The 15,977-nt window shown below is 74.1% G+C and carries 16 protein-coding genes; 13 read left to right on the plus strand and 3 right to left on the minus strand.

The features are described 5' to 3' along the window. Positions 1 to 17: 17 nt before the first annotated feature. From VMF70_09070 to VMF70_09080, 3 genes are all read left to right on the plus strand, one after another. On the plus strand, positions 18 to 566 hold the full coding sequence (locus VMF70_09070; GenBank protein HTT68167.1) for a cob(I)yrinic acid a,c-diamide adenosyltransferase: 549 nt from the start codon (positions 18 to 20) through the stop codon (positions 564 to 566). Further along, positions 563 to 1,669 (plus strand): 3-dehydroquinate synthase, encoded by a 1,107-nt coding sequence (aroB, locus tag VMF70_09075; protein HTT68168.1) that lies wholly within the window; start codon positions 563 to 565, stop codon positions 1,667 to 1,669. The genes VMF70_09070 and aroB overlap by 4 nt, the downstream gene beginning before the upstream one ends. 273 nt (positions 1,670 to 1,942) lie before the next feature. Beyond that, complete coding sequence (locus tag VMF70_09080) at positions 1,943 to 2,836, plus strand: RNA polymerase sigma factor RpoD/SigA (GenBank protein HTT68169.1); 894 nt, start codon at positions 1,943 to 1,945, stop codon at positions 2,834 to 2,836. 106 nt (positions 2,837 to 2,942) lie between these two features. Here the strand turns inward: VMF70_09080 and VMF70_09085 are convergent, their stop codons facing one another. Next, positions 2,943 to 4,139, minus strand: a complete 1,197-nt coding sequence (locus tag VMF70_09085) for a hypothetical protein (protein HTT68170.1) — start codon at positions 4,137 to 4,139, stop codon at positions 2,943 to 2,945. Between the two features lie 34 nt (positions 4,140 to 4,173). Then, positions 4,174 to 5,085, minus strand: a complete 912-nt coding sequence (locus VMF70_09090) for a phosphodiester glycosidase family protein (protein HTT68171.1) — start codon at positions 5,083 to 5,085, stop codon at positions 4,174 to 4,176. Here VMF70_09090 and VMF70_09095 point away from each other — a divergent pair. The 7 genes from VMF70_09095 to VMF70_09125 are packed head-to-tail and all read left to right on the plus strand — an operon-like array spanning position 5,077 to position 12,022. After that, positions 5,077 to 6,495 carry an FAD-linked oxidase C-terminal domain-containing protein gene (locus tag VMF70_09095; GenBank protein ID HTT68172.1) on the plus strand — a complete coding sequence of 473 codons (1,419 nt, stop codon included), beginning with the start codon at positions 5,077 to 5,079 and terminating at the stop codon, positions 6,493 to 6,495. The genes VMF70_09090 and VMF70_09095 overlap by 9 nt on opposite strands. Then, the gene (locus VMF70_09100) at positions 6,492 to 6,887 is read left to right on the plus strand and encodes a hypothetical protein (GenBank protein HTT68173.1); all 396 of its coding nucleotides are present in this window, start codon (positions 6,492 to 6,494) and stop codon (positions 6,885 to 6,887) included. Before VMF70_09095 ends, VMF70_09100 begins: the two co-directional genes overlap by 4 nt. Next, complete coding sequence (locus VMF70_09105; protein HTT68174.1) at positions 6,863 to 8,023, plus strand: FAD-binding oxidoreductase; 1,161 nt, start codon at positions 6,863 to 6,865, stop codon at positions 8,021 to 8,023. Before VMF70_09100 ends, VMF70_09105 begins: the two co-directional genes overlap by 25 nt. After that, positions 8,020 to 9,297, plus strand: a complete 1,278-nt coding sequence (locus VMF70_09110; protein ID HTT68175.1) for a heterodisulfide reductase-related iron-sulfur binding cluster — start codon at positions 8,020 to 8,022, stop codon at positions 9,295 to 9,297. The genes VMF70_09105 and VMF70_09110 overlap by 4 nt, the downstream gene beginning before the upstream one ends. A 10-nt stretch (positions 9,298 to 9,307) precedes the next feature. Beyond that, positions 9,308 to 9,997, plus strand: a complete 690-nt coding sequence (locus tag VMF70_09115; GenBank protein HTT68176.1) for an HAD family phosphatase — start codon at positions 9,308 to 9,310, stop codon at positions 9,995 to 9,997. Continuing rightward, positions 9,990 to 11,012: a hypothetical protein gene (locus VMF70_09120; protein HTT68177.1), complete on the plus strand. Its 1,023-nt coding sequence runs from the start codon at positions 9,990 to 9,992 to the stop codon at positions 11,010 to 11,012. The genes VMF70_09115 and VMF70_09120 overlap by 8 nt, the downstream gene beginning before the upstream one ends. Further along, positions 11,009 to 12,022 (plus strand): NAD-dependent epimerase/dehydratase family protein, encoded by a 1,014-nt coding sequence (locus tag VMF70_09125; protein HTT68178.1) that lies wholly within the window; start codon positions 11,009 to 11,011, stop codon positions 12,020 to 12,022. The genes VMF70_09120 and VMF70_09125 overlap by 4 nt, the downstream gene beginning before the upstream one ends. Before the next feature lie 55 nt (positions 12,023 to 12,077). On the opposite strand, the gene VMF70_09130 is transcribed toward VMF70_09125, so the two are convergent. Then, positions 12,078 to 12,311 carry a hypothetical protein gene (locus VMF70_09130; GenBank protein ID HTT68179.1) on the minus strand — a complete coding sequence of 78 codons (234 nt, stop codon included), beginning with the start codon at positions 12,309 to 12,311 and terminating at the stop codon, positions 12,078 to 12,080. Positions 12,312 to 12,778: 467 nt separating this feature from the next. On the opposite strand from VMF70_09130, the gene VMF70_09135 reads away from it, so the two are divergent. The 3 genes from VMF70_09135 to VMF70_09145 all read left to right on the plus strand — a co-directional run bounded on the left by VMF70_09135 (position 12,779) and on the right by VMF70_09145 (position 15,914). Further along, positions 12,779 to 14,245: a magnesium chelatase gene (locus tag VMF70_09135; GenBank protein ID HTT68180.1), complete on the plus strand. Its 1,467-nt coding sequence runs from the start codon at positions 12,779 to 12,781 to the stop codon at positions 14,243 to 14,245. Between the two features lie 102 nt (positions 14,246 to 14,347). Beyond that, the gene (locus tag VMF70_09140) at positions 14,348 to 15,271 is read left to right on the plus strand and encodes an SPFH domain-containing protein (protein ID HTT68181.1); all 924 of its coding nucleotides are present in this window, start codon (positions 14,348 to 14,350) and stop codon (positions 15,269 to 15,271) included. 7 nt (positions 15,272 to 15,278) lie between these two features. After that, on the plus strand, positions 15,279 to 15,914 hold the full coding sequence (locus VMF70_09145) for a cytidylate kinase-like family protein (protein ID HTT68182.1): 636 nt from the start codon (positions 15,279 to 15,281) through the stop codon (positions 15,912 to 15,914). Positions 15,915 to 15,977: the final 63 nt, after the last annotated feature.

Raw genomic sequence — 15,977 nt, forward strand, 5'->3', positions numbered from 1 at the left:
CGCCGTAGCTTGCGCGCGTGAAGATCTACACCAGGACGGGAGACGCGGGCGAGACCTCGCTCGCCGGCGGCACCCGCGTCCCCAAGGACGACGTGCGGGTCGCCGCCTACGGCGACGTGGACGAGGCCAACGCGGCCATCGGCGCCGCGCGCGCCACCCCGCCCGCCGAGCTCGCGGACCCGCTGCTGGCGCAGATCCAGCGCGACCTGTTCGCCATCGGCGGCGCCCTGGCCGCGCGCGACCCCGGCTCGCTCCGTCCCGAGCAGCGTGCCAAGCTCGCCGTGAGCGCCGAGCGGATCCGCGCCCTCGAGCAGGCCATCGACGAGGCCGAGCGCGACCTCGCACCGCTCAAGCAGTTCGTGCTGCCGGCCGGCTCGCCGAAGGCGGCCGCCCTGCACCTCGCGCGCACGGTCTGCCGCCGCGCCGAGCGCTCGACCGTCCATCTGGCGCACGAGCAGCCCGTCGCTCCGGAAATCCTCGTCTACCTCAACCGTCTCTCGGATCTGCTGTTCGTGCTCGCACGCCAGGCCAACGCGCGCGCGGGCCGGCCCGACGTCACGTGGTGACCGTCCGCATCCCGCTCACCGCGGACCAGGGGACGCCGTACGAGGTCGTCGTCGGTTGCGGCGTGTGGAGCCGCCTGCCCCGGCTGCTCGCCGAGCGATGCCCGGCCCACCTGTACGCGGTCGTCACCGACAGCCGGGTGGACACGCTGTACGGCAAGCGGATCGCCGACCTCCTCGCGGCCGCCGGTCTCACGGCGCGCGCGTTCGTCTTCCCCGCCGGCGAGTGGAACAAGGTCCGCGAGACCTGGGCGGACCTGTGCGACCGGATGGTGGCGGCGGGCGTCGGCCGGGATGCGGCGGTCGTGGCGCTCGGCGGCGGCGTGGTGGGAGACCTCGCCGGGTTCGTCGCCGCGACGCTGCACCGTGGCATCCCCTGGGTCCAGGTCCCTACCACCGTGCTGGCGATGATCGATGCGTCCATCGGCGGCAAGACCGGTGTGGACCTGCCGGCCGGCAAGAACCTCGTCGGCGCCTTCCACCAGCCGCGCCTGGTGCTGGCCGACGTCGAGTCGCTCGCCACGCTGCCGCGGAACCAGGTCGCCGCGGGCTGCGCCGAGGCGGTCAAGCACGGCGTCGTCGCCGACGCCGCCTACGCGGACGACCTCGGGCGCGCGGCCGCCGCGTGCCTCTCGCGCACCCTCGACACCCTGCAAGCGGTCATCGAGCGGAGCATCCGCATCAAGGGCGAGATCGTCGCTGCGGACGCCTCCGAGCGCGGGCGCCGCCAGGTGCTGAACTTCGGGCACACGGTGGGGCACGCCGTGGAGGCCACGAGCGGCTACGCGCTGCTCCACGGCGAGGCGGTCGCCATCGGCATGGCGGTCGAGGCTGCGCTCGCCGAGGCGGCCGGGATCGCCTCGCCGGGAACCCGCGCGAGGGTGCTCGAGCTGCTCGGCCACTTCGACCTCCCCACCACGGTGCCGGAGACGGTCGCGTGCGACGACCTGCTCGAGGCCATGCGCGCGGACAAGAAAGTGCGCGCCGGCGCGCTGCGCTTCGCGCTCCCGGCCGCCATCGGCCGGATGGCGCACGGTGCGGACGGTGCCTGGACGGTGGAGATGAGCCCGGCGCAGGTTCGTGGCGCCCTCGAGGCCTGCCGCTAGCGCCAGCATAGAAACATTTTCACGACATGATCAAGACAGTGCCGTTCTAACACCTGCAGCCGCAGTGCGTTAGGAGGCGAGAGCCGGCATCAATCGATGTTTGACGATAGCATTGTGTGCACGCAGTGTCCCAACAGGCCCGAGAGTAACAACTTAGTGATGTGGATAATAACTTTCGCTTGACGGATTGGCGGCGCTCCCTATTATGGGCCCCGCGACGCCACCCTGAAGCACGATTCGTCTCACTCCATCGCGAACGCACAGGGGCCCCGCATGCTGGAGCGTCACAACGGCAAGGCCAAGAGCTTCTTTCGTCAGAGCGCCTCGGGAGCCTTCGACCAGTACCTGCAGGACATCCAGAAGCTGCCGCTGATCGACGACCCGGCGGAGGAGCGCCGGCTGGCGCGTCTCGCGCGCCGGGGCGATCCGGCGGCGGCCGAGCGGCTCGTCACGGCGAACCTGCGCTTCGTCATCTCGTACGTGAAGAAGTACCAGGGGCACGGGCTCGATCTCTCGGAGCTGGTGGCGATCGGCAACGAGGGACTGCTCAAGGCCGTGCGGAAGTTCGATCCGGAGCAGGGCGTAAAGTTCATCTCGTACGCGGTGTGGTGGGTGCGCCAGGCCGTCCTCAAGGCGCTGGCCGAGCAGACCCGCAGCGTGCGGATTCCCCTCAATCAGAACGCGCAGCTGATCAAGATGTCGCGGACCGAAATGGTGCTCGCCCAGGAGCTGGGGCGGGAGCCGACGGACGGCGAGGTCGCGCGCGCCCTGGGCGACACGGTGGACAACGTGCGCACGGCCCGGCGGATGACCGCCGTGGAAGTGTCGCTCGACGCCCCGGTGGACCGGACCGATCGGGATGCCGCGACCCTCGGCGAGCGGTTCGCCGGCGTCGAGGGCGGGGAGATCGAGGAGACGACCGACTCGAAGCTGATGCGCGGGTTCATCGACCGCGTGTTCAAGAAGTACCTGACGCCGCGGGAGCGGAAGATCCTGTACCTCTACTACGGCCTGGAGCAGGGCTCCGAGGCGATGACGCTGGAGAAGATCGGGGCGCTGATGGGCGTGACCCGGGAGCGGATCCGCCAGATCCGCGAGCGCGCGTTCGAGAAGCTCCGCGAGTGTCCGGACGGACAGGCGCTGATGCGGTTCTGGAGGGCGGCGTAGCCGGGGAGGCGGGGGAAGGCATCCCAAGGCGGGGAGACGGCAGTGACACGAAGGGCGCGCCCGGTTCGGCGCGCCCTTCCTGTTGCTGCCGGGTGACGGCGCCCCGCTACTGCTTCGCCTGCAGCGCCTGGCAGATCGGATTCGCGGCCGCCGCCGGATCGGCGCAGCTCGCGTCGTAGGCGATCGTGGCCTGGTCCCCGACGACGTGGACGATGCGTCCGCCCTCCGACACCACGTAGAAGTCCCCCGCCGACGTGCCCCACACGGCCGCTGCGCGGCTCATATCGAACGCCTGCATCCGCAGCGCCATCATCATCGGATTCGCCTGCAGCTGCGCCATCAGCTGCTGCTGCCGGGCCGCCGCCTGCTGCTGCTGCTCGGCGGTCGCGCCCGGCTGGGGCTGCCCGTACATCATCTGCATCATCGCGGCCTGCCCCGAGACCGCCGTCCAACGCCCGCCCGCATAGCGCGCGAAGCCGTCGCCCTCGTACAGCGCGACGGGGGACGCGTCGCCGGCCAGGGCCACCAGGCGGACCTGGGTGCGGGACATCGCGGAGGCCGCCGGCGGGAGCAGCGTCCAGGAGCCGCCGCTGCTCATGGCGATCGCCCGGGTACCGTCCTCGCGCTGACCGAACAGCAGCAGCGTGGAGCCGGCGGCCGACAGCCCGGTCCAGCCCGCCGCGCCCGCGACCGGGTCGGCGACCTTCTGCCCGTCCCAGCCGGTCGTCGCCCACCGCCCGCCGCTCCAGCGCGCCACCACGCCGGCCTGACGGCGCTCGCTCGGCTGCGGATCGTAGTACACGACGCCGGCCACCACGACGTCCCGGCCCGCCAGCGTCAGCGCGTTGGCGCGGAACGGCAGCGGCAGGGGCGTGGCCGTCCAGGTGCGGCCGTCGAAATGCAGCAGCTGCGGCGCCTCCCGGTCGTTGGACGACTGCGCCAGCGCGTAGACGTCGCCGGCCCCCCGGCCCGCCACCGCCACGAGCTGCTGGCTGGTCGGGACGCTCATCCGGCTCCAGGATCCGCCGTCGAAGTGGAGCACCGCGCCGCCGTCGCCGACCGCGTACACGTCGCGCGGCCCGCTGGCCCACACGCCGTGGAGCGTGCCGGGCCGGCTGACGCCGAACGGCATCTCGTTCCACGCCTGGCCATCCCAGTGCAGCGCGGCCGGCGCCTCGCCGACGACCCAGACGTCGGACGGGGACGTGCCGAAGATCGCCCGCAGCTCCACCTGCGCGCTCAGCGCCGGCGCGAGGCCGACCAGGAGCCCCGCGGCCACCCACAGGGCGCGATGTGTCGTCATTGGCTTCCTCCAGAAGGATCGGGCCAGCTCGATGCTACCGCGGGCGAATCAACATCACCAGAGGCACCTCGCGCCAGCCCGGCATCCGGCGCACCCGCTGCGGAAACCGGACGGCCAGCTGCGCGGAGATCCCTCCGTCGAGCGCCACGGCGTCGGCGCAGCCGGCCGCGGCCGCGATCATCGCCTGCTCGGGGATCGTGAGGCCCACCGGGATGGTGCCGGCATTGCCTCCGAACACCTCGAAGTTGCTGAGCAGCAGCCGCACCGGGCCGTCGCCCGCCAGGCACAGCGTGAGCCGCCGATCGCGGTGGGTGCGGGACAGGCGCAGCCCCGAGCTGACGCCGAGCACCGTGCGACCGGCGCGCACCAGCCAGGGGACCACCTGGAACGCCGACACCGGCCCGGTCACCGAATCCAGCGCCGGCGGCTCGGCGACGCGCGGGCGACCGTCCGCGATCACGACCGCCGCATCGAGCCAGGCGGCGCGCCGCCCGTACCGCACGCCGTCGAGCAGCACCAGGCCCTGCGGCGTGCCGTCCGGGCGGAACAGACCGGTGTTCACGGCGCCGACGACGCCCGTGTCGGCCATCCATGCGTCCGCCGCGCGGGCCGCGAAGCCGCGGGCGGCGGCGAGGGCGAACCGGTAGCGCGCCGGATCGACCTCGACGATCGCCACGCTGTTGACCAGCAGCCCCCCGGACACGCGCACCTCGAAGCTGCCGACCCGCAGTCCGGGCCGCGCGTCCTCCCAGCGGACCGCGCGGGCCAGGAGCGGGTCCACCGCCGCCGGAGTCCCCGGCTGGTAGGCGCGCCACGGGACCCAGACGCCCCCGACCTTGAGGTCCAGTGCGGGAGGGTGAATGGCCTGGAGGGCGGCGAGAATCAGCGCGGTCGCTAGAGGTGCCAGAGCGAGGAAGCTACATTGCTCCTCACCCCGATGGAACACGCGAGCCTCGTCGAAGAGCTGTCCGGCATCGTCGGCGCGCGCTTCGTCCGCACCGAGCGGGCCGAGCTCGCCACTTTCGCGTCGGACGGCTTGCCCACCCTGCGACGCACGCCGGCGCTGGTGGTGCTGCCCGGCTCCGCACCGGAGGTGAGCGCCGTCCTCGCGGCCCTGGCGCGGCGCGGCGTCCCGTTCGTCGCGCGCGGCGCCGGCACGGGCCTCTCCGGCGGAGCCCTGGGCGAGGCCCCGGCCGTGCTGGTCACGTTGACCCGGCTGGCGCGCATCCTCGCGATCGATCCCGCCAACCGGCGCGCCGTGGTCGAGCCCGGCGTCGTCAACGCCACGCTGAGCCGGGCGGCCGCGCCGTTCGGCCTGATGTACGCGCCCGATCCCTCCAGCCAGACCGCCTGCACCATCGGCGGCAACGTCGCGGAGAACGCCGGCGGGCCCCACTGCCTCAAGTACGGGGTCACGACCAACCACGTGCTGTGGCTCGACGTCGTGCTGCCGTCGGGCGAAACGGTGCGGCTGGGCGGCGCGGGCGGCGAGCCCTGGGGCCCGGATCTGGCCGGCGTCTTCGTCGGCAGCGAGGGGATGTTCGGCATCGCCACCCGGATCGCGGTCCGGCTGGTGCCCGTGCCCGCGCAGGTGCGCACCATGCTCGCCGACTACACGAGCCTGCGGCTCGCGGGCGAGGCGGTGACCGCGATCATCGCCGCGGGCATCGTGCCGGCGGCGCTCGAGATGATGGACCACAACGCGATCGAGATGGTCGAGTCGAGCGTCTACGCCGCCGGCTATCCGGTCGACGCCGCCGCGGTGCTGCTGGTCGAGCTGGACGGTGGCCCGGCGGCGGTCGAGGCGGACGCCGCCGACACCCTCGCCCTGCTCGAGGAGTCGGGCGCGCGGACGGTGCGGGTCGCCACCGGCGCCGCGGAGCGGGAGAAGCTCTGGCAGGGGCGGAAGAAGGCGTTCGGCGCGATGGGGAGGATCAGCGCCGATCTCGTGGTGCAGGACGCCGTCGTGCCGCGCACGGCGCTGCCCGACGTGCTGGAGGAGATCGCCGCGATCGGCCGGCGGCACCGGCTGCGCGTCACCAACGTCTTCCACGCCGGCGACGGCAACCTCCATCCCAACCTCAGCTTCGACGCGTCCGATCCCGACCAGCTCGAGCGGGTGCACGCCGCCGGCGACGAGATCATCCGCGCCTGCGTGGCGGCCGGCGGCACGATCACCGGAGAGCACGGCGTCGGCCTGGACAAGCTCGCCTACATGCCCCTGGTGTTCGGCGCCGACGAGCTGGGCCTGATGGCGGCGGTGCGACGGGTCTTCGATCCGGCCGAGCTGGCCAACCCCGGCAAGGTCGTCCCCGCCCTGCAGTGCCGCGAGTGGCGGCCCTGGAGCGACTCGTGACCGCGCCGATCCCGACTCGCTGGCTGTCGCAGATGGATACGCAGCTGGCCGACGCGGAGCGGCGGCTGGCGGCGGCCGCTCAGCACCTCGCGGCCGGCTCCGGTGCGCGGGCCATCGAGGAGGCGTATCCGGGGGTGATGGCGGCGGCGATCGTGAGGGTCTGGCTGCGCGACGAGCCGTGGCACACGCAGCGCACCCACGAGGACCTGGGCCGGCTGATCCGCGCGGAGCTGCCGAGCGGCTTCCTCGCCCTGTACGAGATGAAGGGCGACCGTCGCGGATTCGCCGGCTGGCGGCCGGAGGACGCGCGACCGTTGATCGAGGAGGCGCGGGCCTTCACGGCGTCCGCGCGCACGGGGGTCGAGGAATGCCGCAAGCGCTCGACGGCCTAGTCGGCCGGGCCGGCCTCGCGGCGCTCGCCGCCGACGTCCGGGCGGCGGCCGCGGAGGGCACGGCGCTCGCGGTGCGCGGCTCCGGCGGCTGGTGGACCGAGCCGCGCCCGGGTGCGCGGGCCCTTCCCATCGGCGGCCTCGACACGGTCTCCGACTTCGATCCGGCGGACCTCGTGGTCACCGTGGGCGCGGGCACGCCGCTCGATCGGCTCGCCGCCCGCCTCGCCGAGCGCGGCGCCTGGCTGCCCTTCGACCCGCCGGGGCCTCCCTCGCGCACCGTGGGCGGGGCCCTGGCCTCGGGGGGGGGCGGCCCGCTCGCCGCCCACTACGGGCCGGCGCGCGACCAGGTGCTCGGCCTCGCCGTCGTGGCGGGCGACGGCACCGTGGTGCGCCTCGGCGGTCGCGTGGTGAAGAACGTCGCCGGCTTCGACCTCGCCAAGCTGGTGATCGGGGGCCACGGCGCGTTCGGCATCATCGCGGAGGCGCATCTGAGGCTGCGTGCCCGTCCGCGGGCCGACCGCACCGACGTCTGGTGCGGCAGCGCCGCGTGGGCGGAGCGCGCGAGCGTGGCCGCGCTGGCCCGGGCTGCGTCGCCGGCGGCCCTGGAGGTGCTGAGCCCCGGGCTGTCGGCGCGACTGGGCTTCGGCGACGGGTGGTCGCTGGCCGCACGCGCCGTGGGGCCCGGCCCCGGGGTCGCCGAAGAGCTGGAAGGGATCGCTCGTGCCGCCGCCTCGCCCGCGCTGCGCTCGCTCGACGGCGACGCGCCGTGGACGTCGTGGAGGGTCGAGGTGGGGCGGTGGCCCGTGGTGCTGCGGCTCGGGGCCGAGCCGCGGACGTGGATGCGCGCGGTGGAGCTGGCGGAGCGCCACCTCGGCCCACCGCTCGCCGCGAGCGCCACCGTCCCGCGCGGCACGGTCCGCTTCGGCGTCGAGCGCTGCTCCGCCGATGCGATGGCGCGGCTGCGCGCGGACGCCGCACGCCACGGCTGGCCCGTGATCCTCGAGCGCGCCGACCCGGCGACCCGGACGGCCGCCGGCGTGTGGGGCGCGCTCCCTCCGGCCGTCGAGCGCATCACCCGCGCGCTCCAGGCCACGTTCGACCCGCCCGGGATCCTCGCCGCGCCGCTGCTCGCATGACCGCGCGCGCGTGGGCGGGCCTCGACGCGTGCGTCCACTGCGGGTTCTGTCTGCCGGCCTGTCCCACCTACGAGGTCACCGCCGACGAAGCCGACTCGCCGCGCGGCCGGATCGTGCTGATGCGCGCGCTGGCCAGCGGGGCGATCCCCGCCGACGACCCGGCTTTGGACCGCCACCTCGACCGCTGTCTGGGATGCCGCGCCTGCGAGAGCGTGTGCCCTTCGGGCGTCGTCTACGGCCCCGCGCTCGAGGCGGCGCGCGCGGGCATCGCCCGCGCCCGCGGCCAGAGCGCGGCGCTGATCGCAGGCCTGTGGGTGCTGGCGCGCCCGGCCAGACAGCGGCCCCTGTGGCTGCTCGCGCGCCTCGCACGGGCGACCCGGATGCCCGAGCTGCTGGCGCGAGGCGCGGCCCGCAATGCGGCCGGCCTCCCGGACTGGACGGTCGCGCCGCCGCCGGCCGTGCTCGCGCTGGCCATGCTCGCGGCCTCCCGTCCAGGGCACTCCAACGGCCGTCGGCCCCCGGTTGCCGGGCGGCCGTCCGGCCACGGCGACGCCGTGGCCCTGTTCCGGGGCTGCGTGATGGACGGCCTCTTCGGCCACGTGCACCGGGCGACGGTCCGCACGCTGGCCAGGAACGACGTGGGCGTGCGGGAGGTGCCGGGGCAGGCCTGCTGCGGCGCCCTCGCGGCGCACGCCGGCGAAGCGCAGTCGGCCCGCGCGCTCGCGCGGGCCAACGTGCTCGCGTTCGACGCCGCGGCTCCGGGCCTGCCGGTGGTCACCAACAGCGCCGGCTGCGGGGCGATGCTGAAGTCCTACGGGGAAGTGCTGGCCGACGACCCGATGGCCGAGCGTGCGCACGCCTTCGCCGCGCGGGTGCGCGACGTGAGCGAGGTGCTCGCCGAGCGCGGTCCCCGTCGCGCCGGCCCCCTGCGGCGGCGCGTGGCCTACGACGCGCCGTGCCACCTGTTTCACGCGCAGAAGGTCGTGGAAGCGCCGCTGGCCGTGCTCGCGGCCATCCCCGGGCTGGAGCTGGTGCCGCTGGAGGACAGCGAGCGGTGCTGCGGCAGCGCCGGCGTGTATTCCCTCCTCCAGCCCCACCTCTCCCTGGACGTCCTGGAGCGGAAGCTCCGGGCCATCGCCGCCGCCGCACCCGACGTCGTCGCGACCGGCAACCCGGGCTGCCTGATGCAGATCGGTGCCGGCGCGCTGCTGGCCGGATTGGAGGTCGAGCTGCGGCACCCGGTCGAGCTGCTCGACCTGGCCTACGGCGACTGACGCGCGCCCGGTGACCGACGTCGTCCTGCTCGACTTCAACGGCGTCGTCGTGGACGACGAGCCCATCCACTTCGCCGCGCTGCGCGACGTCCTCGGGCGTGAGGGGATCGACGTCGACGAGGCCACGTACTACACGGAGTACCTCGGGTTCGACGACCGCGTGTGCATTCGCGAGGCGTTCCGGCGCTCGGGGCGGCCGCTGGACCGGCCGGCCCTCGACCGCCTCGCGGCCGACAAGGCCGCGCGCTACGCCGCCGGCGCCCGCGCCGCCCTGCCTCTGGTTCCCGGGGTGCGCGAGTTCGTGCGCGCCGCCGCGGCCGCCGCGCGCATCGCCGTGGTGAGCGGCGCCCTGCGCCGCGAGATCACCGCCGGCCTCGAGCGCGCGGGCCTGGCCGACGTGGTCGCCTGCGTGGTGAGCGCCGAGGACGTCACGCGGTGCAAGCCGGACCCGGAAGGACACCGCCGCGCGCTGGCCGCCGTCGCCAGCCCGCCGGAGCGCGTGCGGGCCGTCGTGGTGGAGGACTCGACGCCTGGGCTCGCCGCCGCGCGCGCCCTGGGTGCGGGCTGCGTCGCGCTCACGACCTCGCACGCGCGCGAGACTCTCGCCGGCGCCGACCTGGTGTGGGACTCGTTCGAAGGGCACCTGCCCGCCGAGCTGTCGCCGCTGCTGCGGGAGATCGAGGCATCCGGGCATGCCTGAGCCCGCCCCCCTCGTCGGTCGGGACGCCGTCGATCCCGCCGATCGCGCGGCGCTGGCCACCGGCGCCGGGGTCCTCCGCCGGCCGGGACTGGCGAGGTACCGGCTCGTGGGCAGCGCGCGCGTCACCTGCCTCCAGGGCCTCGTCACCTGCGACGTGGAGCAGGCCGGCGACGGCAGTCACCTCTTCGGCGCCCTGCTGACGCCGAAAGGGATGATCGTCGCGCCGCTGTGGATCACCCGCCTCGCCGACGCCCTGATCGTCGAGGCACCACGCGCCGCGGCGACGGACGTGGCGACCGCCTTCGAGCGCTCCCTGCCGCCTCGCCTGTGCCGCTGCGAGGACGTGACGGCCGCATCGGCCTCGATCGGCGTCTACGGCCCGGCGGCGCGGGACGTGCTGGCACCGGTCGCAGGGGAGGGTCTGCCGGAAGAGGCCGGCCGGACCGCATCGCTGCGACGGGCCGGCGCGGACGTGGCCGTGAGCCGCGTGACCGCACGCGGACTCGACGGCTTCGAGTGCCTCGTGCCCGCCCCGGACGCCGGCGCCCTGGTCGCGGCGCTGCGGGCTCGCGGAGCCCGCGGCATCTCCCCCGCGCTGCTCGAGGAGCGGCGGATACTCGCCGGCTTCCCGCGCCTCGGCGCCGAGATCGACGACCGCACGCTGCCGCAGGAAGCGCGACTCGACGACCTCGGCGCCGTCTCCTACACGAAGGGCTGCTACCTCGGCCAGGAAACCGTGGCGCGCGTCCATTTCCGCGGGCACCCGAACCGCTGGCTCGCCGGCCTCGCGCTCGAGCGTGACCCTGCGTCGCTGCCGCTGGCGGTCGTCGCGGAGGGTGAGCCCGCCGGCCGCCTCAGCAGCGCCTGCTGGTGGGCGGCCCGTGACACCTGGGTGGGGCTCGGCGTCGTGCGACGGAGCGTCGCGGCGGGCGCGGCAGTCGAGCTGCCCGACGGGTCCGTCGCGACGATCCGCGAGCTGCCCTGGGAGGAGCGCGGAACGGAGGGGGCGCCGTGAAGGTTTTCGTCACCGGCGGCACCGGGCTCGTGGGGCGCCACCTGATCGCCGCGCTGCGCGCCCGCGGCGACGCCGTCCGCGCCCTCGCCCGGTCCGAGGCGAGCGCCGCCGAGCTGGTACGCCTCGGGGCCGAACCGGCGCGCGGTGACCTGTCGGACGCCGCGCGCCTGGACGCCGCGATCGCCGGTTGCGACGCGGTGGTTCACGCCGCGGCGACGGTGCTCGCCGGCGGCCGTTGGGCCGCGTGGCGCGAGGTCAACGTGCTCGGCACGGAACGGGTCGCGCGCAGCGCCGCGCGGGGCCGGGCCCGCATGATCCACCTCTCGTCCGTCGCCGTCTACGGCCGCAGCTGCGCGTCGATCGACCGGCCGGGGAACGACGAGGGCTTCGACCTCGCGCAGGCTCCGCTCACCCGCGAGCGCTACGCGCGGTCGAAGCGCGAGGCGGAGCTGGCGCTGTGGAGCGTGACCCGCCAGACGGGGCTCAGCGCGGTCGCGCTCCGGCCGTGCGTGCTCTACGGGGAAGGGGATCGCTATTTCTCGCCGGGGATCGCCCGCGCCCTGCGCCGCGGCCGGGTGCCGCTCATCGGCGACGGGGGCAACCGCATGACGGTGGTGTACGCCGGCAACGTCGCCGCCGCCGTGGCCGCCGCGCTCGACCACCCGGAGGCCACGGGGCCGTTCAACGTCACCAACGACGGCCAGCTGACCCTGCGCGAGTTCGTCGAGCGGTTCGCCGCCGGTCTCGGCGTCACGCCGCGCTGGCTCAGGATCCCCCGCGGCCTGGCGTGGTCCGCCGCGCGTGCGTGGGACGCCACCATCGGCGCCCTGGTGCCTACGGGCGCGCTCTCGCTCACCGTCGCCGTGCAGTTCCTGGCCGGCGACAACCGCTACAGCTCCGCGCGCGCCGAGCGCCTGCTCGGATGGCGTCCCGCGGTCGCGGCGGCCGACGCCGCCGAGCGCACCGGCGCCAGCTTCCGCGCGCCGCCGCGGGCCGATCCGTACCCCTGAAAACACGAAGACCCGGAGCGAGCTCCGGGTCCTCGTGCGAAGAGGGCAGCGAGTCTTACATGCCCTTCTTCTTCATCGGGGCCTCGGCCTTCTTCGCGGGCGCGGGCGCCGGAGCGGCAGCCGGAGCCGCCATCTTCGACGTGTCCGCCCCCATGGCGGGCTTCGTCGTGTCGGCCATCGCCGGAGCCGGCGCAGCGGCCGGAGTCTGCGTTTCGGCCGGGGGCGCCGCTTCCTTCTTCGCGCACGCCATGAGCCCGAGCACCGCAACTGCCAGGAACAAGCGCTTCATCGAATCTCCTTTAAACTAGAAATATCTCTCAGCGGAACACATAACGAGGTCCGTGCGCCGCTGCCGCCGGCCTCAACCGGCGCCTAAGCTACCCAACGCCCGCAGACTGTCAAGGGTAAGCCGGTCCCCATCTCCGCGGCGCGGGCAGGGAAATCACGCCGCGGACGCGATCCGCCCGCCTCCCCGCAAGCGGTTGTGCCACAGGGGCTTACCGGGGCGCCGGTCGCGCGCGCCGCACCGCGCCGACGGCCGACTCTCGGCGCCTTCGCCGGGCGGCGCGCAGCGCGCAGCGGATGCGTCCCGAATACCTGCCCCGAGGCCGCGGTGTTTCCACCGGATCCCGGGGCGCGACGAGCGCCGCCCGGGTGGCGCCGCGGGCCGCCCGCGCAGCGAACCGCGGCCCCGACGCCGAGGCGGTTCTCCCGCGGGCCTTGAATGGGGACGGTCAGGGTACCAATATCCCGGATATGAGCAAGCCAAGCACGCTGGGTGAACTGGCGCAGTCCGAGTGGGGCGCCCCGGAGCGCCGGACCCGCACCGTCAAGGACGAGATGCGGGCGAATCTGTTGTGCCGCCTGGAGTCGGAGCAGCCGATCTTCCCGGGCATCGTGGGCTACGACGACTCGGTGGTGCCGCAGCTGGTGAACGCGGTGCTGTCGCGGCACAACTTCATCCTGCTCGGCCTCCGCGGCCAGGCCAAGTCGCGCATCGTGCGCGGGCTGATCGCCCTGCTGGACGAGGAGGTGCCGATTCTCGAAGGCAGCGAGGTCAACGACAACCCGTTCGCCCCCATCTCCAAGTACGGGCGGCTGCTGGTGGAGGAGCACGGCGACCGCGCGCCGGTGGCGTGGGTGTCGCGCGCCCAGCGCTACGTGGAGAAGCTCGCGACGCCCGACGTGACGATCGCGGACATCATCGGCGACGTGGATCCGATCAAGGCCGCGCGAGGCGGGCACCTGCTGTCCGACGAGTTGACGATCCACTACGGGCTGTTGCCGCGGGCCAACCGCGGGGTGTTCGCCATCAACGAGCTGCCGGACCTCGCGGCGAAGATCCAGGTCGGCCTGTTCAACATCATGCAGGAGGGCGACGTCCAGATCAAAGGCTACCCGATCCGCCTCTCGCTGGACGTGGCGCTGGTGTTCACGGCGAACCCGGAGGACTACACGGCGCGCGGCAAGATCATCACGCCGCTGAAGGACCGGGTCGGCTCCGAGATCACCACCCACTACCCGCGCACCCTCGAGCTGGGGATGGCGATCACGGACCAGGAGGCGTGGCTCGAGCGCGGCGGCCGGCCGGTGATGGTCCCCGACTTCATCGCGGAGCTGGTGGAGCGGGTGGCCTTCGAGGCGCGCGGCGACAAGCGCGTGGACAAGCGCTCCGGGGTGAGCCAGCGGCTCCCCATCTCGGTGCTCGAGAACGTCGTCTCCAACGCGGAGCGGCGCTCGACGGTCAACAAGGAGAAGACCATCGTGCCGCGGGTGTCCGACGTGTACGCCGCGGTGCCGGCCATCACGGGCAAGCTGGAGCTGGAGTACGAGGGCGAGCTGCAGGGCGCCGACGTCATCGCGCGGGAGCTGATCCGTCGCGCGGCCGGGGCCACGTTCGGCGACCGCGCCGGGGGCGCCAACGTGGACGACATCGTGCACTGGTTCGACGAGGGCGGCGCCCTCAAGGTCTCGCACGACGAGCGGTCGGACGCGCTGCTCAAGGGGTTCGGCGTCGTGCCGGGCCTGCTGGACCTGGTGGACCGGGTGGGGCTGGCCCGGCGCAAGGACCCGGCGACGACCGTCGCCGCGTGCGAGCTGGTGCTGGAGGGCCTGGCGGCGGAGCGGCGCATCGCGCGCAGCGAGGACGCGGGCTACACGCGCGTCCGCCCCGAGCGGCAGCCACCCTTCCCCAAGTCGGGCCCCGGCAGCCCCTTCGCCTAGCCGCGGACGGGCCGGCCGCGGGCCGCGCCGGGGCGCCCGCCCGTCCTGTCGCGCTCCGGTCGCGGCCCGTATCTTCGAGCCGTCTGCCACCTGGAGCCCTCCGTGGGCGAGCTGGTCCTCGGTCTCGTGTTCCTCGCCGTCTCCTTCCTCGTCACCACCGCATCCGCCGCCACCAAGAGCCAGGGCCCGCGTCCCATCGGCGGAATCCTGCGCGCCGCGGCCATCGGCTTCCTCGTGCTGGGGGCCCTGCTGGTCCTAGGCTCGGGCCTGGTGGTGATCCAGCCCGGCGAAGTCGGCGTCCGCCACGCCTTCGGCACGGTCGATCCCAAGCCGCTCCTGCCCGGAATCCGGCTGGTCACGCCCTGGTCCTCGGTCGAGCGCTTCTCCACGCGCGAGGAGCAGTTCCCGGAGGTCGGCGGCGATGAGCGGGAGACGATGGACGCGCTGTCGAGCGAGCAGATGGCGATGAAGGTGGACGCGGGCCTTCGCTGGCAGATCGACCCCCAGCAGGCGCCGCGCATCTTCACCGAGATCGGCGCCGAGGCGCAGATCCACAGCGCGGTGCGCAACGCCATCCGCAAGGGGGTCCGCGACGGGATGGTGCAGTACTCCATCAACGACATCAGCAAGCGCACGCTGATCGCCCAGACGATGGAGGCCCTCGTGGACTCGGCGCTGGTCACCCAGCCCCGGGCCGGGGGCCCGCCGTTCCGCATCGCGCAGGTGACCGCGTTCTTCCTGCGCAACCTCGAGCCGCCCGAGCAGGTGGTGCAGGCGATCAACAACAAGATCGCCCAGGAGCAGCAGATCGAGACCGAGCGCCACCGGGTCGAGGTGGCCCGGCTGCAGTCGGAGCAGCAGCGGCTCCTGAACCAGACGCTCACCGCCGAGCAGCTGACCAAGCAGTACCTGGAGGTGCTGCACGACATGAAGAACTCGAACAACCTGGTGATCCTCGTGCCGACCACGGGCGGCGTGCCGATTCTCGACATCAACGCGCTCCGCAACAGCCTGCGGGGGCGCTGAGCGGCGGATGGCCGTCGTCACCGTCACGCGCCAGTACGGCTCCGGCGGCTCCCTGGTCGCCCGGCGGGTCGCCGAGCGCCTGGGGTGGACGGTCATCGACAACGAGTTCGTGGGGGAGGTGGCGCGGCGGGCGGGCCTGCCGGCCGAGGCCGTCGCGGCGCGCGAGGAGCGCTCACCCTCCCTGATCGAGCGCCTCGGGCGGACGCTCGCGATCTCCGCGCCCGAGATGTTCGTTCAGGCCGCGGCCTCCCAGGCCGAGCCCGACGAGGACCAGCTGCATCGCATCACCGAGCGGGTCATCGCCGAGGCCGCGGCCCACGGGCGCGTCGTCCTGGTCGGGCGCGGCGCCACGGCCTACCTCGCCACCGCCGGCGAGGCGGCGGACGTCCTGCACGTTTACGTCGTGGCGCCGCGGGAGACGCGCATCCGCACCATCGTCGAACGGATGCACGTCACCGGCGAGGAGGCGGCCCGGCAGATCCACAGCGTCGATGCCGCCCGCGAGCGGTACCTGGAGCACTGGTACGGGCGCCGGCGGGACGAGGCGGCCAACTACCACCTGGTCGTCAACACCGCGTGGCTGGGCTACGAGGGCGCGGCGGAGATCATCGCCGACGCGGCACGGCGCAGGGGCATGGAGTAAGCGGCAGAAGGAACGCGGTGGGCGGGGCAGTTGCCAGACGGCGAGTCTCCAGTGGTCCAGGGC

The organism is Gemmatimonadales bacterium (assembly GCA_035502185.1).
Lineage (GTDB): Bacteria > Gemmatimonadota > Gemmatimonadetes > Gemmatimonadales > JACORV01 > Fen-1245.

Coding starts and splice junctions, on each gene's coding strand:
- VMF70_09085 (HTT68170.1), bottom strand. CDS start 4,139: ATGACGACACATCGCGCCCTGTGGGTGGCCGCGGGGCTCCTGGTCGGC.
- VMF70_09130 (HTT68179.1), bottom strand. CDS start 12,311: ATGAAGCGCTTGTTCCTGGCAGTTGCGGTGCTCGGGCTCATGGCGTGC.
- VMF70_09145 (HTT68182.1), top strand. CDS start 15,279: ATGGCCGTCGTCACCGTCACGCGCCAGTACGGCTCCGGCGGCTCCCTG.
- VMF70_09135 (HTT68180.1), top strand. CDS start 12,779: ATGAGCAAGCCAAGCACGCTGGGTGAACTGGCGCAGTCCGAGTGGGGC.
- VMF70_09120 (HTT68177.1), top strand. CDS start 9,990: ATGCCTGAGCCCGCCCCCCTCGTCGGTCGGGACGCCGTCGATCCCGCC.
- VMF70_09095 (HTT68172.1), top strand. CDS start 5,077: ATGGAACACGCGAGCCTCGTCGAAGAGCTGTCCGGCATCGTCGGCGCG.
- VMF70_09110 (HTT68175.1), top strand. CDS start 8,020: ATGACCGCGCGCGCGTGGGCGGGCCTCGACGCGTGCGTCCACTGCGGG.
- VMF70_09105 (HTT68174.1), top strand. CDS start 6,863: ATGCCGCAAGCGCTCGACGGCCTAGTCGGCCGGGCCGGCCTCGCGGCG.
- VMF70_09080 (HTT68169.1), top strand. CDS start 1,943: ATGCTGGAGCGTCACAACGGCAAGGCCAAGAGCTTCTTTCGTCAGAGC.